Source organism: Streptomyces sp. NPDC015032, from assembly GCF_043080425.1.
Taxonomy (GTDB): Bacteria; Actinomycetota; Actinomycetes; order Streptomycetales; family Streptomycetaceae; genus Streptomyces.
Map to the genome: position 1 here is coordinate 42,502 of NZ_JBIBVN010000018.1, position 17,960 is coordinate 60,461.

Sequence of the window (17,960 nt, forward strand, 5' to 3'; positions counted from 1 at the left end):
TTCATGCGGGCACTCCTTCATGCGGGTGCGAGCGCCTCCAGGCGGCTCATGTCCTCGGCGGACAGCCGGATCTCCCGAGCCCCCAGGTTCTCCGCGAGATGGCCGGGCGAACCGGTGCCCGGCGTCGGGCACAGCACGGGGGAGCGGTGCAGCAGCCAGGCGAGGGCGATCTGCCCGCGGGTGGCACTGTGCCGATCGGCGATGCCGGCGAGCGCCGAAGCCGTCTCGCCGGTCAGGGCGCCGTTCGCCAGCGGGAACCAGGGCAGAAAAGCCAGGCCGTGGGCCTCGCACACCTTCAATACCGCGTCCGACGAACGGTCGAGGAGATTGAAGCGGTTCTGCACCGAGGCGATCCCGGTCAGGGAGAGGGCCTGCTTCAGCTGGTCGGCGGTGAGGGTGTCCAGACCGATGTACCGGATCTTACCTTCCTGCCTCAGCACCTCCAGAGTCCCCAGCTGGTCGGCCATCGGCACCTCCGGGTCCAGCCGGTGCAACTGGTAGAGATCGATCCGGTCGGTCCGCAGCCGCCGCAGGCTGGCCTCGCACATCGCCCGCAACTGCTCGGGACGGCCCGCGACATGCCAGGCGCTGTCGCTCGTCCGCACCACACCGCCCTTGGTCGCGATCACCAGATCCTCGCGGTACGGATGAAGGGCCTCGGCGACCAGCTCCTCGGCCAGTCCGGGGCCGTAGTTGTCGGCGGTGTCGACGAGCGTGACCCCTTGCTCGACGGCCGCCCGCAGCACGGCCACGGCATCCTGCCGCTCCCCGCGCGGACCCCAGTATCCGGGGCCGGTCAGCTGGGCGGTGCCGTAACCGAGACGGCGTACGGGCCGCTCGCCGCCGAGCAGGAACGCTTCGTCCAGCGGCTGTGATGTGGAAGACATGAGGGAACACTAGTCCCCATCGATGCCCCGCCCTTTCGCCCTGGGCCGAGGCGCCCGGCCCTTTCGGGGAACGGGCATGACCACCTGTGCGGCTGTGGAACGGGAGTCGGGATGCACTGCATCATCGTCGGGGCGGGCGCCGTCGGCGGCGCCATCGGGGACGGCTGTCCGAGGCCGGCCACGATGCCGCACTCGTCGACGCCAGTACCTGCTGAACCGCCGCCGTCGCCTTTCTTCAATACCGGTGTCAGTGGCCCCTCCTAGGCTGGGGCACATGAAGAACGAGCACGCTCACATGACCGAATGCGCGGCCGAAGCGGCCCGGATCGCCCGCTCCATCAGCACCGGACAGCTCGACCTGCCCACGCCCTGTGGCGACTGGGACCTGCGCGGACTCATCAACCACTGGGTGCTCTACACCTCCCACGGCCTGGAGTACCGCGCCCTGCGCAAGGACCTCCCCGAGGAGCTCACCACCCGCGACTTCACCGCCGACGCCGACTGGGCACAGCAGTACGCGGCACAACTGGACCGGGCCGTCGCCGCCTGGTCGGACCCGGCGGTCTGGGAGGGCGAGGTCGACCTGGGGGGTTCCGCGTCACCCGCTTCCGAGATCGCCGCGATGCTGATCGAGGAGATGGCCCTGCACACCTGGGACGTGGCCCGCACCGTCGGCGAGGAGCTCCGGCTCTCCGACGCCGCGGCCGCCCGTCTCCTCGACGTCGTCGAAGGCAATGCCGCGCTCTACCGGCAGTACGAGGGCTTCGCCGACGAGGTGACGGTGCCCGGATCGGCGTCCGTGCTCGAACGGGCGCTGGCCCTCAGCGGACGCGACCCGCACTGGACCGGAGCCTGAGAGCGGCCCGCCGGTCTACGCGCTGAGCGATGCCGGCCGGGCGAGCGGGACCCGGGCCTCGTCGTACCTGGTCAGCAGCAGCCGCGCCAACTCCGGTGAGGCGCCGAGGACATCGGCCCGCACGTCCGCTTCGGCCGCACCCGCGGCGATCCGGTCCGGGAGCCGGCCGGGCGCGATGACATACGGGGCCACCGCCACCCGTCGGACCCCCTCGGCCCGCAGTGCCCGCACCGCGTCCTCGGTCCGGGGGAGGGGGGCGGAGGCGAACGCAGGCCGCACGGAACACCAACCGGTGTGCCGCAGCTCCCGCGCGATTTCAGCGATCACTGCGATCGCCTCCGGGTCTGTGGAGCCCGCCGAGGCCAGGACGAGACCGGTCGAACTCCGGTCACCGGGACGGATCCCGGCTTCGTACAGCCGCCGCTCCAGTGCCGAGTTCAGCAGCGGTGACGGCCCGAGCACCTCGGCCTGCCGGATGCGCAGCCGGTGCAGTCCGGTCCGGGCCTCGTGCAGGACCGCCGGAATGTCGGACTTGGCGTGGAAGGCCCGGGTGAGGAGGAGGGGGAGCGCGATGACGTCCCCCGCTCCCTGCGCGGCCAGCCGCTCCAGCACCCGGGGCACCGACGGCGCGTTGAAGTCCAGAAAGCCGGTCTCCACGCGCAGGTGCGGCCGCAGCGACCGCACCCGCGCGGTGAGCGCGTGCACGGTCGCCGCGTGCCGCGGGTCGCGGCTGCCGTGGGCGATGACGAGGAGGACCGGAGCGGACATGGCGTGGCTCAGTTCTTGACGAGGAGACCGCGGCTGCGCAGCACCCACCGCTCCAGCGGACTGAAGATCAGCAGATCGATCGCGATTCCCACGAAGAGGATCAGGATGATGGCCAGGAAGATGCCGGGCATGTCGGCGTTGTTGCGGCCGTTCTCCAGCAACTGGCCGAGCCCGAGCCCGAGGTCCGGGGAGGACGCGATGATCTCGGCGGCCATCAGCGAACGCCAGGAGAACGCCCAGCCCTGCTTGAGACCGGCCAGATAGCCGGGCAGCGCGGCCGGCAGCACGATGTGCCAGGTCCCGCGCAGCCCGGTCGCGCCCAGCGTGCGGCCCGCCCTGAGGAACAGCGGCGGCACCTGGTCGACGCCGGAGACCAGTCCGTTGGCGACCGAGGGGACGGCGCCCAGCAGGATCACCGCGTACATCATCTTGTCGTTCAGCCCGAGCCAGATCACCGCGGGCGCCACCCAGGCGACCGAGGGCAGCGACTGCAGCCCGGACAGGATCGGGCCGATCGCCGAGCGTACGAACCTCACCCGGGCGACCAGCAGGCCCAGTGGCGTGCCGATGGCCACGGCCATGAGGAAGCCGAGAAGCCCGCGCGAGATGCTGGTCCAGACGACGTCCAGGAGCGTCCCCTGGAGCCACATGTCGGCCGCGCTGCCCCACACCGCCGCCGGTGAGGGCAGCTTGTAGTCGTCGGTGACCCGGGCCTCGACGAGCAGCTGCCAGACGACGACCACCAGGGCCACCGCGAAGAGCGGCGGCAGCACCTTGCGGAGCAGTACCTCGCGCACCGGGGTGCGGCGCACCTGCACGGCGTCCAGCGCGTCGAGCCCGGCCTCCAGCCCGGCCAGATCGTCGGGCTTGGTGTCAGTGCCGGCCATGACGGCGGATCTCCCCACGCAGTTGTCCGGTGATTTCGAGGGACAGCTCCGCCACCGCGGTGTCCTCGATACGACGCGGCTGCTCGATGCCGACCGTCCACTCGCGGGCGATCCGGCCGGGCCGGGACGACAGCAGGACGACGCGCTGGGCGAGCCGTACCGCCTCGCGCACGTTGTGCGTGACGAAGAGGACCGAGATGTTCGTCTCGCGCCAGATCCGGGTCAGCTCGTCGTGCAGCACGTCCCGGGTGATGGCGTCGAGCGCGGCGAACGGCTCGTCCATCAGCAGCAGTTGACTGTCCTGGGCGAGGGCCCGGGCCATTGCCACCCGCTGCCGCATGCCGCCCGAGAGCTCATGCACCCGCTTCCCGTACGACCCGCCGAGCCGTACGAGTTCGAGCAGCCGCTCCGCCTCCGTGCGGCGGCCGGACTTGGGTACACCGCGCAGCCGCAGCGCGAGTTCGATGTTCTTGCCCGCGGTCAGCCACGGGAACAGGGCGTGTTCCTGGAACATCAGGGCGGGCCGTCCGCCGGGGGTCTCGACGGATCCCGCGGTCGGGCGGTCGAGTCCGGCCACCAGGTTGAGCAGCGTCGACTTTCCGCACCCGGAGGCTCCCAGGAGGGTGACGAACTCCCCCGGCGCGACATCGAGCGTGATGTCGTCGAGGACGGGCTGCTGCCCCTTTGGCCCGCCGAAGGACTTGGAGACATGCGTGATACGGGCGGCGTGCCCGACCGCTGTACGGTCCTCGGCCCTGGCGAGGGTGGTCGCCATGGTCGTCACCTCCTGGAATTCCTGGGTTCGGGTGGCTTACTTGACGCCGAGACCGGCGTCGGCGACCTCGGGCCTGCCCACGGCCCTCAGGACCTTGTTCAGCGGCTTCAGGTCGTAGATGCCGTTGAGGTCCGGCTTCTCCAGCAGTCCGGCCTTTACCGCGTGCGCGGCCTCCGCGTCCAGCGTGGCGGCCAGCGGGTCATCGGTGATCTGGATCGACTTCCACGCCGGGTCCAGGACCTCGGGGGGCAGCGCCTTGCCGGTCAGCTCCTTGAGCGCGGCGTTGGCGGAGGCCTTCGCCTTGCCCGGGTTGGCGTTGATCCACTCGTTGGTCTTCACCGAGCCGCGCAGCACTGCCTCGACCACATCCGGGTGCTCGCTCAGGAACTGCTGCGACACGATGATGTTCGTGATCACGAACTTGTTGCCGGGCCACAGGGCCGACTCGTCGAGCAGTTCCTTCGCTCCCTCGGCGACCAGCTTGGACGCGGTGGGTTCGGGGACCCAGGCGCCGTCGATGGAGCCGGACCGGTAGGCGTCCGGGGCCACTTTGTTGTCCGTGCGGACCACGGAGACGTCGCCCTTGCCGCTCTGGGCGTCGACCTTCCAGCCCTTCTCGGAGATCCAGTTGAGGAACGCCACGTCCTGGGTGTTGCCGAGCTGCGGGGTGGCGATCTTCTTGCCCCTGAGGTCGTCCAGGGTCTTGATCTTCTTCGGGTCGACGACCAGCTTCACCCCGCCGGAGGCGGAACCGCCGATGATCCGCAGGTTCTTGCCCCTGGACTTGGTGAATCCGTTGATCGAGGGCGAGGGGCCGATGAAACCGATGTCGATCGACCTGGCGTTGAGCGCCTCGATCTCGGAAGGGCCGGCGTTGAACTGCGAGGTCTTGAGCCGGGTGCCGCCGAGTTCCTTCTGGAAGATCCCCTCCTGGTCGCCGACCAGCGCGGTGGCGTGCGTCAGGTTGGGGAAGTAGCCGATCCGCACGGTGTCCGTGGAGAGCTTCTTCGCGTCGGCCGCGACGTTCGCCTTCCCGGCGTCGTCCTTCTTCGCCTCGGAGCCGTAACCGCAGGCGGTCACTGCGACGGCGAGCAGCGGCAGGGCGGCGGCAGCGGCGAGGCTGCGGCGCAGCGTGGTACGGGGGGCAGGCACGGGAGGCATTCCTCTCGTCGGCCCGGTTGTCGCATCCTTCGGAACTATGGGGACGCGGCCGGGAAGTCGGCAGGTCTTCGTATGAACTGGCTGAGCGGGCGGTGCGGGCGGGCGCGCAGGCAGTGCGCGTACGTCATCGCGCACATCGTGCGACCCCGCCCTGGCCGCTGCCGAGGACGCCGCTGCCGACGCGGCCGCCCTCCTTCGCGAACGTGGAGTAGATGTCGATGGTCATCAGAAGTCCCATGCGGCGTCGTCGGCCGCGGCGGTCTCGGGCTCGGCCACGGCGGCGAACGAGGCCCCGGCCATGCCGGCCGTCAGCGTGGTGCCGTCCGTCGGGTCGATCAGCAGGAAGGAGCCGGTGCGCCGGGAGTCCGCGTACGCGTCGAGCGCGAGCGGCTCCGCGGTACGGACGACGACCCGGCCGATGTCGTTGGCGACGAGCCTGCCCGGCGCCGGGTGCTGGGAGAGGTCGTCCAGGGTGAGGCACGAGGGGATGTCCTTGACGATCGCCTTGACGGTGCGGGTGGTGTGCTTGAGCAGCACCCGTCGGCCGACGGTGAGCGGCTGGTCGGCGACGTGGCAGACGGTCGCCTCGATGTCCTGGGTGACCGCGGGCGCGTCGTCGGACGGCGCGATCAGGTCGCCGCGCGAGATGTCGATGTCGTCGGCCAGCCGGATCGTCACGGACTGGGGTGCCCAGGCGATGTCCACGCTCTCGCCGAGCGCGTCGATCGCGGTGACCGTCGACGTACGGCCCGAGGGCAGCACGGTGACGGGTTCGCCGACACGGAAGGTGCCGGCCGCTATCTGGCCCGCGTAGCCCCGGTAGTCCGGGTGCTCGGCGGTCTGCGGCCGGATGACGTACTGAACGGGGAAGCGGGCGTGGCAGCTGGTGAGGTCGTGGCTGACCGGTACCGTCTCCAGGTGTTCCAGGACCGTCGGACCGCCGTACCAGTCCATGTGCGCAGAAGGTTCCACGACGTTGTCACCGGCCAGTGCGGAGATCGGGATCGCGGTACACCAGTTTTCCTGGGGGTCCCCCCCAGACCCCCAGCCGGGGACGCCCAGGGACGCGGCGTACGCGGTGAACTCCTCGGCGATGGCGGCGAAGACGGGCTCCGCGTAGTCCACCAGGTCCATCTTGTTGACGGCCAGCACCACATGCGGCACCCGCAGCAGCGCGGCGACGGCGGCATGGCGGCGGGTCTGCTCGACGACACCGTTGCGGGCGTCGACGAGGACGACGGCCAGCTCGGCCGTCGAGGCGCCCGTCACCATGTTCCGGGTGTACTGCACATGCCCCGGGGTGTCGGCCAGGATGAACCGGCGGCGCGGCGTGGCGAAGTAGCGGTAGGCGACATCGATGGTGATGCCCTGCTCGCGCTCGGCCCGCAGCCCGTCGGTCAGCAGCGCCAGGTCGGGCGTCTCCTGGCCCCGGTTGCGCGAGGCGTGCTCGACGGCCTCCAGCTGGTCGGTGAGGACTGACTTGGAGTCGTGCAGAAGGCGTCCCACCAGGGTGGACTTGCCGTCGTCGACGGACCCCGCGGTGGCGAACCGCAGCAGGGTGGTGGCCGACAACTGTTCTGTGTGCCGGGTGAGTGCGGTCATCTTAGAAGTACCCCTCGCGCTTGCGGTCTTCCATCGCGGCCTCGGACAGCTTGTCGTCGGCACGCGTCGCGCCCCGCTCGGTGAGCCGGGAGGCGGCGATCTCGGTGATCACGGCGTCCAGTGTCGTCGCGTCCGAGTCGACGGCGCCGGTGCACGACATGTCGCCGACCGTGCGGTAGCGGACCTGCCGGGTCTGCACCCGCTCGCCCTCCTTGGGGCCGCCCCAGTCGCCCGCGGTCAGCCACATGCCGGAGCGGCTGAAGACCTCGCGCTCATGGGCGAAATAGATCTCCGGGAGCTCGATGCCCTCGCGCGCGATGTACTGCCAGACGTCCAGCTCGGTCCAGTTGGAGATCGGGAAGACCCGGACATGCTCGCCAGGGGCGTGCCGCCCGTTGTAGAGCTGCCACAGCTCGGGGCGCTGGCGGCGCGGGTCCCACTGGGAGAACTCGTCGCGCAGCGAGAAGACCCGCTCCTTGGCGCGGGCCTTCTCCTCGTCCCGGCGTCCGCCGCCGAACACGGCGTCGAAGCGGTGCTGCTGGATCGCCTCGGTCAGCGGCACGGTCTGCAGCGGGTTGCGGGTGCCGTCCGGACGCTCGCGGAGCTTCCCGGCGTCGATGTACTCCTGCACGGAGGCGACATGGAGTCGCAGCCCGTGCCGGGCCACCGCGCGGTCGCGGTACTCCAGCACCTCCGGGAAGTTGTGCCCGGTGTCGACGTGCAGCAGCGCGAACGGCACCGGCGCGGGCGCGAACGCCTTGAGCGCCAGATGCAGCATCACGATCGAGTCCTTGCCGCCGGAGAACAGGATCACCGGCCGCTCGAACTCGCCCGCCACCTCCCGGAAGATGTGCACCGCCTCCGACTCCAGGGAGTCCAGGTGACTGAGTGCGTACGGATGGCTCGTGCCCTCCGGCACGGTCGCGACGGTCGTCATGCCGCACCCCTCTCGCTCAGCAGCGCGTACAGCTCCGCCGCGGACTCCTGCACGGTCTGCCGGTGCGACTCGATCCGCAGATCCGGCGACTCGGGCGCCTCGTACGGGTCGTCGACCCCGGTGAGCCCGCTGATCTCGCCCGCCGCCTGCTTGGCGTAGAGCCCCTTCACATCGCGTCCGGAGCACACCTCGACCGGGGTCGCGACATGCACCTCCAGATACGCGGTCCCCTCGGCCTGGTGCCGCTTGCGGACCGCGTCCCGGCTGTCCGCGTACGGGGCGATGACCGGGACCAGCACCTTCACGCCGTTCGCCGCCAGCAGCTCGGCGACGAAGCCGATGCGCTGGACGTTGGTGTGGCGGTCCTCCCGGGAGAAGCCGAGACCGGCCGAGAGGAACTCCCGGATCTCGTCCCCGTCGAGCACCTCCACGCGGTGGCCCTCGCCGCGCAGCCGCCCGGCGAGTTCGTACGCGATGGTGGTCTTGCCCGCGCTCGGCAGACCGGTCAGCCAGATGGTGGCACCCGTCTCCGTCACGCTCATCGAAGTCTCCTGATCAGTCGGCATCAGTGGTGCAGCCCGCACTCGGTCTTGCCGCGGCCGGCCCAGCGTCCGGCGCGCGCGTCCTCGCCCTCCAGCACCCGGCGGGTGCAGGGCGCGCAGCCCACGGAGGCGTAGCCGTCCATCAGCAGCGGGTTGGTGAGTACGCCGTGCTCCGCGACATACGCGTCGACGTCGTCCTGGGTCCAGCGGGCGATCGGCGAGACCTTGACCTTCTGCCGCTTCTCGTCCCAGCCGACGACCGGGGTGTTCGCCCGGGTGGGGGACTCGTCGCGGCGTAGCCCGGTCGCCCAGGCCGTGTACCCGGTCAGCCCCTCCTGGAGCGGCTGGACCTTGCGGAGCCTGCAGCACAGGTCGGGGTCGCGGTCGTGCAGCTTCGGCCCGTACTCGGCGTCCTGCTCGGCCACCGACTGCCGCGGGGTGAGCGTGATGACATGGACGTCCAGCACGGCCTCGACCGCGTCACGGGTGCCGATCGTCTCGGGGAAGTGGTAGCCGGTGTCGAGGAAGACCACGTCCACCCCCGGGAGGGCGCGGGAAGCGAGGTGTGCCACGACCGCGTCCTCCATCGAGGAGGTGACGCAGAACCGCTTGCCGAAGGTGTCGGCCGCCCACTGGAGGATCTCCGGCGCCGAGGCGTCCTCCAGCTCCCGGCCCGCGCGCCCGGCCAGTTCCCCGAGCTCGTGCGAGCTGAGTTCCCCGGCCTGCTGAATATCCCTCATATCCCGTCCCCCTCAACGTGTTTGCGCGTCAGCCCGCGGGTCAGCAGCCCCAGGAGCTTCAGCTGGAAAGCGCGGTTGCAGGAAGCACATTCCCAGGCCCCGTGTCCGGTCTCGTGCGGGCGCAGGTCCTCGTCGCCGCAGTAGGGGCAGTAGAACGGTGCGGCGCGTTCGCTCATGACAGCGACTCCGCACCGGCCCGCGCCGCCCAGGCCGCGAAACGCTCGCCGTCCTCGCGTTCTTCCTGGAAGCGGCCCAGGACCCGTTCCACGTAGTCGGGCAGCTCGGCGGCGGTGACCTTCAGGCCACGGACCTTGCGGCCGAACCCGGCCTCCAGGCCCAGGGCGCCGCCCAGATGCACCTGATAGCCCTCGACCTGGTTGCCGTCGGCGTCGAGGACGAGCTGGCCCTTGAGGCCGATGTCGGCGGTCTGGATACGGGCGCAGGCGTTGGGGCAGCCGTTGATGTTGATGGTGAGCGGCTCGTCGAAGTCCGGCAGGCGGCGCTCCAGTTCGCCGATGAGCGAGGCGCCGCGCGCCTTCGTCTCGACGATCGCCAGCTTGCAGAACTCGATGCCGGTGCACGCCATGGTGCCGCGCCGGAAGGGCGACGGCCTCACCTGGAAGTCGAGCGCCTCCAGCCCGGCGACCAGGGAGTCCACCTGGTCCTGTGCCACGTCGAGGATGAGCATCTTCTGCTCGACGGTGGTGCGCAGCCGGTCCGAGCCGTGCGCGGCGGCCAGGTCGGCGATCTTGGCGAGTGTGGACCCGTCCACGCGGCCGACCCTGGGTGCGAAACCGACGTAGAAACGGCCGTCCTGCTGCCGGTGCACACCCACATGGTCGCGCCAGCGGCTGCTGGGCTGCTCGGGCGCGGGCCCGTCGATCAGCGGGCGCTTCAGATACTCGTCCTCCAGGACCTGGCGGAACTTCGCGGGACCCCAGTCGGCCATCAGGAACTTCAGGCGGGCGCGGGTGCGCAGCCGCCGGTAGCCGTAGTCACGGAAGATGCCGACGACTCCGGCCCAGACGTCCGGCACCTCGCCGAGCGGCACCCAGGCCCCCAGCCGCTCGGCGAGCCGCGGGTTGGTGGAGAGACCGCCACCGCCCCAGACGTCGAAGCCCGGACCGTGCTCGGGGTGGACCACGCCGACGAACGCGATGTCGTTGATCTCGTGCACCACGTCCTGCACCGGCGAGCCGGAGATCGCGGTCTTGAACTTGCGCGGCAGGTTGGAGAACTCCTTGTTGCCGATGTAGCGGTCGTGGATCTCGTCGACGGCGGGTGTGCCGTCGACGATCTCGTCGGCGGCGATACCTGCCACGGGGGAGCCGATGATCACGCGCGGGCAGTCACCGCAGGCCTCGGTGGTGGAGAGCCCGACGGCCTCCAGCTTCTCCCAGATCGCCGGGACGTCCTCGATGCGGATCCAGTGCAGCTGGATGTTCTGCCGGTCGGTGATGTCGGCGGTGCCGCGTGCGTACTCCTGCGAGATCTCGCCGATAACCCGCAGCTGCGTGGTGGTCAGCCGGCCGCCGTCGATCCGGACGCGCAGCATGAAGTAGCGGTCGTCCAGCTCCTCCGGCTCCAGGACCGCGGTCTTGCCGCCGTCGATGCCGGGCTTGCGCTGGGTGTACAGACCCCACCAACGCATGCGTCCACGAAGGTCGTTGGGGTCGATCGAGTCGAAACCGCGCTTGGCGTAGATCGTCTCAATGCGTGTCCGCACATTGAGACCGTCGTCGTCCTTCTTGAACTGCTCATTGCCGTTGAGCGGAGTGTGGTGCCCCACGGCCCACTGGCCTTCGCCACGGTGGCGTCCGGCCTTGCGGCGGGGCGTGGCGGGCGCAGGCTGTTCCGGGGTAGCGGCCATGACAGTACGTCCTTCGTTACTGCAGGAGGGCGGCTCTGAACTGCACACTCGCGCTGAGGCGCGGCGGTGCGCAGGGTTTGGCGGAGAAAGGGGATCGCGGCGGTGGTGCTGGGACTCTCAGCTCGCCGGACAGATGGCGCTGGACATGCGGCCGAGATCGACGTGGCGTCGACTCACCAAGGCAATTCCAGTTCCGGGCATGACGGAAGCGTGGCACGCGAATCTCCGAGCAGTCCACCACTATCCATGATGTGGACGATAGCGTCCCGTGATGCGAGACGTCATGGTGTCTGTCCCGCCATTCCTCCGGGCCGGGCCGCCCGTAATGGCCGCAATCACCCCACGTGTCGCCGGAAGCCGCAGCCCGGCCGGCGGCGTGCTACCGCTGTGCCCCCGGCCACGGTCCCGGCGTCGCCACCTCGGGCTCCGGCTCCACCTTCGTCTCGAAGAGCCGGAAGCCGCGCCGCAGATAATTGTCCATGGCGTGCGGGCCGTCCTTGGAGCAGGTGTGCAGCCACACCCGCTTCGTCGGCGTCCGCTCCGGCCAGCGCTCCGCCAGGTCCCAGGCGCGGGCGACCCCGTACGACAGCAGATGGCCGCCGATCCGGCGCCCCCGGAAGGCGGGTATCAGCCCGAAGTACATGATCTCGACCGCGCCCTCGTCCTGCGGGTCCAGCTCGATGTATCCCGCGGGGGTGCCGTTCGCGTACGCCACCCAGGTCTCCGCCCCGGGCCGGTCCAGGGCCTGCTGCCACTGCGCGTACGTCATCGGGAGCCGGTCCGTCCACCGGATGTCACCGCCGACCGCCGTGTACAGGAACCGGCTGAACTCGGGCAGCGCCACCCCGGACCGCACGATCCGTACATCGCCCTCCGGGACGGCGGCGGGACGCAGATCGTCGGGGGAGGTCTGTTCCAGGGACCAGGTGGTCACCTCGGCGGTGGCGCCGGCGGTGGGTGCGGAGTTGCTCATGGGTGCCAGGGAACCATGCCGTCCGTCCCGGACCCAAGCCGGTCCCGTGGCCCGGACGGGCCGCGGCCCGGCCATCGGCGGCTCCGCCCACAAGCGGCCGTGGGACCGTTCGCGAGCGAACAGGGGAGGTCCTATGCGGAAATGGCCCTGCGCGCCTCGGTCACCACCGGAGCCGTCGAGCGCGGCAGCAGATCGGCAGGGTGCTCCGGGTGGATCACCTCCACCTCGACACCCTCGCCGAAACGGTACGGGCGGTGCGCGAGCACCTCCGCGAGATGGCGTCGGATCCGCGAGATCTCCGCCCGCACCGTCACCGTCCGGGTCGCGTCGCCGAAGACGTCCTCCGCCAGCTCGGACGCCGTACGCCCCTCGCGGTGCAGCGCCAGGGTGTAGAGCAGCTCGGCGTGGCGCGGCGAGAGCCGCTGAGTCCACGTGTCCACCGGGCCCACCACATGGACCATGAGGCCACGCGGCCGGCTCAGATCCAGCACCACCCTCCGCTGCGGCCCGTCCGCCGGACCGTCGGCGACCCGCACCAGCCAGCCGCCGCGCAGCGGCTCGACCTGGCACATGCCGAGCGACGGCAGCCACACCCGGCCCGGTCGCAGCGACTTCGGCAGCGGCAGCCGGTCCACCGGCGGCATCCCCGTCACCGCGGCGAGCCAGCCGTGGGCGTCCACCGCCAGGGCCCGGCCGCCCAGCCGGGACAGCAGCGGTGCCGCCACCGCACGCAGCCGGTCGATCGCCTGCAGATGCCGGTTCCTGATCTCGCTCTCGGCCAGTCTGGCGACCGAACCGACCAGGGCGAGCGAGGTCGGATGGAACGTGGACACCGGCCCGCTGATGTCGACGATGCCGATCAGCCGGCTGTCCCGCGGATCACGGACCGGAGCCGCCGCACACGTCCAGTTGTGCAGACTGCGCACGAAGTGCTCCGACGAATGGACCTGGACCGGTGTCCGCGAGACGAGCGCCGTCCCGATCGCGTTCGTCCCGGTGTCCGCCTCCGCCCAGGCCGCGCCCTCCGACAGGCAGATGCCGTCCGCCCGGCGCAGTACCCCCGTATTGCCCCGGCGCCACAGCACCCGGCCCTCCACATCGGTGATCACCACGATCTGCTGGGCGGCGTCCACGAGCGAGACCAGGCATTCGTTCAGCAGCGGCATCACCTCGCTCAAGGTCGAGGACCTGCGCCGGCGCTCGATCTCGTCCATCCCCAGCAGCACACTCTCGGTGGACTGGTCCGGATCGACACCGCTGCGCAGCATCCGGTCCCACGAGGCGCTGATCTCCGCCCGCGGGGCGACCGGCGCATGCCCGCCGGCGAGCCTGGCCTCCCTGGCCCGGTGGATCAGGCGCAGGGCCTGGACGGACTCCGGGACAGCCGATCGCGTCACCTCGGCGGCGCTTGTCTCCACTCTCATTCCCCCCAGATGCCAGAGCCGGCGCGAAGGCCCGAGGGCCCCATCCTGCCCGTTTCGAGGGGGCCGATAGTGCGCACTCCACACAATGGTTGCAACCCTTTGCAACTCTGGCGAGGGGGTGCGGGTCCGTACGAGAGTGACGGAACACCGTACGGCGGAGCCTGTGCCCCGCCGCTCGATGTGCACAGCATGGAGGGTGGTGCCGTGTCGGCGCAGCACCACCCTCCGTTGCTGCACGGTCGGCTACCGCTCGACGGGCCGCGCCCGTTCCACCACCGATGCCAGATCGAGGCTGTGCGGCAGCGTCCCGAACGCCGTGCCCCAGTCCCGGCCCAGGCGCGACGCGCAGAACGCGTCGGCGACCTCCGGCGGCGCCCAGCGCACCAGCAGCGAGCCCTGGAGCACCAGCGCCATCCGCTCGACCAGCCTGCGGGCCCGCGCCTCGATCCCGGTCAGATCCGCGAACTCCGTCAGCATGTCCTTGACCGCCCCGTCCAGCCGGTGATCGGCTCCGCGCGCCCTGCCGATCTCCCGGAGGAACGCGTCCAGCGCCATCGGCTCGCGCTGGAGCGCCCGCAGGACGTCCAGCGCCTGCACATTCCCCGAGCCCTCCCAGATCGAGTTGAGCGGAGCCTCCCGCAGCAGCCGCGGCATTCCGGACTCCTCGACGTAGCCGTTGCCGCCGAGACACTCCAGCGCCTCGCCCACCACCGGTGCGCACCGCTTCGTCACCCAGTACTTCGCCGTCGGCACCGCGATCCGGAGGAAGGCCCGCTCGCTCCCGGTATCCGCGTCGTACGCCGCGGCCAGCCGCAGCGCCAGCACCGTCGCCGCCTCCGACTCCAGCGCCAGGTCGGCCAGCACATTGCGCATCAGCGGCTTCTCGATCAGCACCCCGCTGAACGCGCTGCGGTACGTGCAGTGGTGGATCGCCTGCGCCACCGCCTGCCGCATCAGCGCCGACGACCCGACCACGCAGTCCAGCCGGGTCGCCGCCACCATCTCGATGATGGTGTGCACCCCGCGCCCCTCGTCGCCGACCCGGCGGGCCCAGGTCCCGTCGAATTCGACCTCGCTCGACGCGTTGGACCGGTTGCCCAGCTTGTCCTTCAGCCGCTGGATCGCGAACGGGTTGCGGGTGCCGTCGGGCAGCACCCGGGGGAGCAGGAAACACGTCAGTCCGCCGGGCGCCTGCGCCAGTACCAGGAATCCGTCGGACATCGGCGCCGAGCAGAACCACTTGTGGCCGGTGAGCAGATACTCGCCCTCCGCGGACAGCGGCTCGGCCCGCGTCGTGTTGGACCGTACGTCCGTCCCGCCCTGCTTCTCCGTCATGCCCATCCCGAAGAGCACACCGGACTTCTGCGCGGCGGGCCGCAGCCCCTGCTCGTACACCGTCGAGGTCAGCAGCGGCTCCCACTCGGCGGCCAGCGCCGGGTCGGTGCGCAGCGCCGGCACCGCCGCGTGCGTCATCGACAGCGGGCAGCCGTGGCCGGCCTCGGCCTGCGTCCACACCAGGAAGCCGGCCGCCCGCCGCACGTGACCGCCGGGCCTGCCCCAGGCGTCGGTCAGGCCCGCGGTGACCGCATGACCCAGCAGCCGGTGCCAGGCCGGATGGAACTCCACCTCGTCGATGCGATTCCCGTACCGGTCGTGGGTGCGCAGCACCGGCGGATTCTCGTTCGCCTGCGCTCCCCAGGCCTGCACCTGCGCGGAGCCCGCGGATCTGCCGAGCTCGCCGAGCTCGCCCCGGGCCGGGGCGAGCAGCTCGGCCGGCAGGTGACGTCGCACCGCCTCGGTGAGCGCGAGGTCGGCGGCGAAGACGTCGTAGCCGACCAGCGGGGGTACCTGGTTGAACACTGTGTGGGTGGTGGCTGCCATGCCGATACGGTAAGGACGTGCAGGCAGCAAACGAAACACCCGAGCGGCCACCGGGGCGGCTCCACCGGGCCAGGGTCCTCTACCGCAACGTCTCCAAGCGGCAGATGGTCTGGCAGTTGCTCAAGGACACCATCAACTCGTGCATGGAGTACCGCATTCTGGGACTCGCGGCCGAGGCGGCGTTCTTCACCCTGCTGTCCCTGCCGCCGCTGCTGCTCGGTCTGATCGGGCTGCTCGGATACGTCGACGAGTGGACCAGCACCACCACGGTCGCCTCCATCGAGCGCAACATCCTCAACGCCGCGCAGACGGTGCTCAGCGAGCGGGGCGTGAACGACTTCGCCAAGCCGCTCCTGGCGGACGTCACCACCGGCGCCCGGCCCGATGTCATCTCGATCGGCTTCGCGATCGCACTCTGGTCCGGCTCCCGCGCGGTCAATGTCTTCATCGACACGATCACGGTGATGTACGGCCTCGACGGCCAGCGCGGCATCGTCAAGACGCGACTGCTCTCCTTCCTGCTGTACGTCGTCGCGCTGCTGCTCGGTGCGGTGGTGCTGCCGCTGCTCGTGGTCGGCCCGGACAGGGTCGTGGAATTCATCCCGTGGGGCACCGAGCTCATAAGCGTCCTGTACTGGCCGCTGGTGATCCTGCTGTCGATCGCGTTCCTGACGACGCTCTACCACGTGTCCGTCCCGGTCCGTTCGCCGTGGATCGAGGACATGCCGGGGGCGCTGGTGGCGCTCGCGATGTGGGTGCTGGGCAGTTTTCTGCTGCGGATCTATCTCACCAGCACGGTCGAGGGGCCCACGATCTACGGCTCGTTGGCGGCCCCGATCGCCGTTCTGCTGTGGATCGGCGTCTCCGCGTTCGCGGTGCTGGTGGGAGCGGCGGTCAACGCCGCCATCGACCGGGTGTGGCCGTCGCTGGCCACGGCCGCGGCGCGTGCGGCCAATGACCGGGTACGGGCGGCCCAGGCCGCGGAGTTCGTCGCGCGGACGCAGGCGGAGAGCCGGGACGGGAGCTGGGACGACGACGATGACGACGATGATGACGACTACGGCGAGAGTCCCTACATGCCGTCCGAATTCCCCGAGCGCTGGTCGAGGTTCCTGCCGCCGGACGATGTGAAGTCCAGGCTGCAGCCCAGCCGCGACAAGGAGTCGGACAAGCCGAACTCGGACAAGCCGAATTCCGGCGAGCCGGACAACGCGGCCGAGGACTGAGGAGCCCGCCGGCTAACCGGCGGGCGGTGCGGGCGGTGCGTCCGGTGCCGGTGGGGCCGTGGGCTCCGGTACGGGGGCGGCAGCCGGAGGCGCGGGAACGGCTGGTGTCTCCGGTGTCGCGCCGGGGGACCAGGACAGCTTGACCACCAGATGACCCTCGACCGCGCTCTTGGCGATCACGGCCCCGGCCTCCGCGGTGATCTTCACTCCGAATTCCAGCTCCACACCGTCCGGTTTGAGAGTGCCGTCCCGGAATACGGCGAGCGCGGACTCGGCGGCCGAACGGATTCCCGTGAGAGCGTTGTCGAACGTACGCCCCGCCCTGGCCAGGGTGTTGTCGTCGCCCAAGGCGACCAGTTGCGCACCCGGCGTATGGCGGTCGACCTCGACCGTCACCATCGCGCCGCTGTCGGTGGTGAACTCCATCAACGCTGTCATGACCCGCCCCCGGGAAGCCGATTCCGTTCTCCGACGAGATGGGGTCGAGACTAGCGTGTGGAGCATGGGTGGCAGGTACGAGGAGTGGGCGTCGCGGTTCGACGGTGCGACGGTGTGGACACTGAGTGCGCCGCAGGGATCGGTCCATCCGGTGCTGCCCGACGGGTGTATGGACCTGCTCTGGATCGACGGACGGCTGCTCGTCGCGGGCCCCGACACCCATGCCGGGACGTCGCCCGCCGGGACCGGTGGGCAGTACGCCGGGATCCGCTTCGCGCCCGGCACGGCCCCCGCGCTCCTCGGCGTACCGGCGCACGAACTACGTGACCGCCGGGTCGCCCTCGCGGATCTATGGCCCGGCGCGCTAGTCCGCCTGCTCACCGAGCGCCTCGCCGAAGCCCCCGATGCGGCCGCCGCACTGGAGGCCGTCGCCCTGCGGCGGGCGGCCGGAACCCCACCGCCGGACCCGCTGATGCGGTCCGTCGCCGCACAGCTGGGCGGCGGCCGGTCCGTCGCGGACACCGCGCTGGCGGTGGGTCTCGGCGCCCGTCAGCTGCACCGCCGTTCACTGGAGGCCTTCGGCTACGGGCCCAAGACGCTCGCCCGGGTCCTGCGGCTCCAGCGCGCGCTCGCCCTCGTCCGGTCCGGAAAACCGTACGCCGAGGCGGCGGTCGAAGCGGGCTGCACCGACCAGGCCCATCTCGCACGGGAGATGCGCGACCTGGCCGGGACCACCCTGACCGCCTACCTCACGCCGCCCCGGTAGCGGGCCGGACGGATGTTCCGGCCTCAGAGCCTGTCGGGTGACCTCTGATCGGGCGGCCACGCCCTGGCACGCACGCTTCCCGCGTTGCCGAAATGCCCAAGTAGCTCCTTCCCCAAGCTCTCAGCTTCGTTCGAGCAGGGGAGACCCCATCCGAGGACATCCCGGCGCCTTGGAATCGCACGCACCAGACCGCGTCCGCTACCCGATCGAAGGTCACCCGACAGGCT

At 70.7% G+C, this 17,960-nt stretch carries 19 protein-coding genes; 3 read left to right on the top strand and 16 right to left on the bottom strand.

Annotated features, from left to right (window positions below):
* Positions 1-17: 17 nt before the first annotated feature.
* Entirely contained in the window at positions 18-887 is an 870-nt protein-coding gene (locus ACF08M_RS23975; RefSeq protein WP_392187317.1) for an aldo/keto reductase, read from the bottom strand.
* A 274-nt stretch (positions 888-1,161) separates the two neighbouring features.
* On the opposite strand from ACF08M_RS23975, the gene ACF08M_RS23980 reads away from it, so the two are divergent.
* Complete coding sequence (locus ACF08M_RS23980) at positions 1,162-1,743, top strand: TIGR03086 family metal-binding protein (RefSeq protein ID WP_392187318.1); 582 nt, start codon at positions 1,162-1,164, stop codon at positions 1,741-1,743.
* Positions 1,744-1,758: 15 nt separating this feature from the next.
* Here ACF08M_RS23980 and ACF08M_RS23985 read toward each other — a convergent pair whose 3' ends face one another.
* The 14 genes from ACF08M_RS23985 to ACF08M_RS24050 all read right to left on the bottom strand — a co-directional run bounded on the left by ACF08M_RS23985 (position 1,759) and on the right by ACF08M_RS24050 (position 15,303).
* Complete coding sequence (locus tag ACF08M_RS23985) at positions 1,759-2,511, bottom strand: sirohydrochlorin chelatase (protein ID WP_392187319.1); 753 nt, start codon at positions 2,509-2,511, stop codon at positions 1,759-1,761.
* Between the two features lie 8 nt (positions 2,512-2,519).
* Positions 2,520-3,398, bottom strand: coding sequence for an ABC transporter permease (locus tag ACF08M_RS23990; protein WP_392187320.1), 879 nt, complete (start codon positions 3,396-3,398; stop codon positions 2,520-2,522).
* Entirely contained in the window at positions 3,385-4,173 is a 789-nt protein-coding gene (locus ACF08M_RS23995; RefSeq protein WP_392187321.1) for an ABC transporter ATP-binding protein, read from the bottom strand. Before ACF08M_RS23995 ends, ACF08M_RS23990 begins: the two co-directional genes overlap by 14 nt.
* A gap of 36 nt (positions 4,174-4,209) precedes the next feature.
* On the bottom strand, positions 4,210-5,325 hold the full coding sequence (locus tag ACF08M_RS24000) for an aliphatic sulfonate ABC transporter substrate-binding protein (protein ID WP_392187322.1): 1,116 nt from the start codon (positions 5,323-5,325) through the stop codon (positions 4,210-4,212).
* Positions 5,326-5,559: 234 nt separating this feature from the next.
* Positions 5,560-6,936 (bottom strand): sulfate adenylyltransferase subunit 1, encoded by a 1,377-nt coding sequence (locus ACF08M_RS24005; protein WP_392187323.1) that lies wholly within the window; start codon positions 6,934-6,936, stop codon positions 5,560-5,562.
* Position 6,937: 1 nt separating this feature from the next.
* Positions 6,938-7,873 (bottom strand): sulfate adenylyltransferase subunit CysD, encoded by a 936-nt coding sequence (gene cysD / locus ACF08M_RS24010; RefSeq protein WP_392187324.1) that lies wholly within the window; start codon positions 7,871-7,873, stop codon positions 6,938-6,940.
* Positions 7,870-8,415, bottom strand: coding sequence for an adenylyl-sulfate kinase (gene cysC, locus ACF08M_RS24015; protein WP_392187325.1), 546 nt, complete (start codon positions 8,413-8,415; stop codon positions 7,870-7,872). The genes cysD and cysC overlap by 4 nt, the downstream gene beginning before the upstream one ends.
* A 23-nt stretch (positions 8,416-8,438) precedes the next feature.
* Positions 8,439-9,155 (bottom strand): phosphoadenylyl-sulfate reductase, encoded by a 717-nt coding sequence (locus tag ACF08M_RS24020; protein WP_392187326.1) that lies wholly within the window; start codon positions 9,153-9,155, stop codon positions 8,439-8,441.
* Entirely contained in the window at positions 9,152-9,331 is a 180-nt protein-coding gene (locus ACF08M_RS24025; RefSeq protein ID WP_392187327.1) for a hypothetical protein, read from the bottom strand. The genes ACF08M_RS24020 and ACF08M_RS24025 overlap by 4 nt, the downstream gene beginning before the upstream one ends.
* Positions 9,328-11,025 carry a nitrite/sulfite reductase gene (locus ACF08M_RS24030; protein WP_392187328.1) on the bottom strand — a complete coding sequence of 566 codons (1,698 nt, stop codon included), beginning with the start codon at positions 11,023-11,025 and terminating at the stop codon, positions 9,328-9,330. The genes ACF08M_RS24025 and ACF08M_RS24030 overlap by 4 nt, the downstream gene beginning before the upstream one ends.
* Positions 11,026-11,142: 117 nt before the next feature.
* The gene (locus ACF08M_RS24035) at positions 11,143-11,226 is read right to left on the bottom strand and encodes a putative leader peptide (RefSeq protein WP_310739661.1); all 84 of its coding nucleotides are present in this window, start codon (positions 11,224-11,226) and stop codon (positions 11,143-11,145) included.
* Between the two features lie 178 nt (positions 11,227-11,404).
* Entirely contained in the window at positions 11,405-11,998 is a 594-nt protein-coding gene (locus ACF08M_RS24040; protein WP_392187329.1) for a GNAT family N-acetyltransferase, read from the bottom strand.
* 131 nt (positions 11,999-12,129) lie between these two features.
* Complete coding sequence (locus tag ACF08M_RS24045; protein WP_392187330.1) at positions 12,130-13,422, bottom strand: GAF domain-containing protein; 1,293 nt, start codon at positions 13,420-13,422, stop codon at positions 12,130-12,132.
* 243 nt (positions 13,423-13,665) lie between these two features.
* Positions 13,666-15,303: an acyl-CoA dehydrogenase family protein gene (locus tag ACF08M_RS24050; RefSeq protein WP_392187331.1), complete on the bottom strand. Its 1,638-nt coding sequence runs from the start codon at positions 15,301-15,303 to the stop codon at positions 13,666-13,668.
* Between the two features lie 17 nt (positions 15,304-15,320).
* Here ACF08M_RS24050 and ACF08M_RS24055 point away from each other — a divergent pair, with 17 nt between their 5' ends.
* Positions 15,321-16,529 carry a YihY/virulence factor BrkB family protein gene (locus ACF08M_RS24055; RefSeq protein WP_392187332.1) on the top strand — a complete coding sequence of 403 codons (1,209 nt, stop codon included), beginning with the start codon at positions 15,321-15,323 and terminating at the stop codon, positions 16,527-16,529.
* Between the two features lie 12 nt (positions 16,530-16,541).
* Here ACF08M_RS24055 and ACF08M_RS24060 read toward each other — a convergent pair whose 3' ends face one another.
* Positions 16,542-16,967, bottom strand: coding sequence for a CU044_2847 family protein (locus ACF08M_RS24060; RefSeq protein ID WP_392187333.1), 426 nt, complete (start codon positions 16,965-16,967; stop codon positions 16,542-16,544).
* A gap of 64 nt (positions 16,968-17,031) precedes the next feature.
* Between ACF08M_RS24060 and ACF08M_RS24065 the strand changes: the two genes are divergently transcribed.
* A complete protein-coding gene (locus ACF08M_RS24065) occupies positions 17,032-17,733 on the top strand; it encodes a DUF6597 domain-containing transcriptional factor (protein ID WP_392187334.1) in 702 nt (233 codons plus the stop codon).
* The last annotated feature ends 227 nt before the right edge of the window (positions 17,734-17,960 follow it).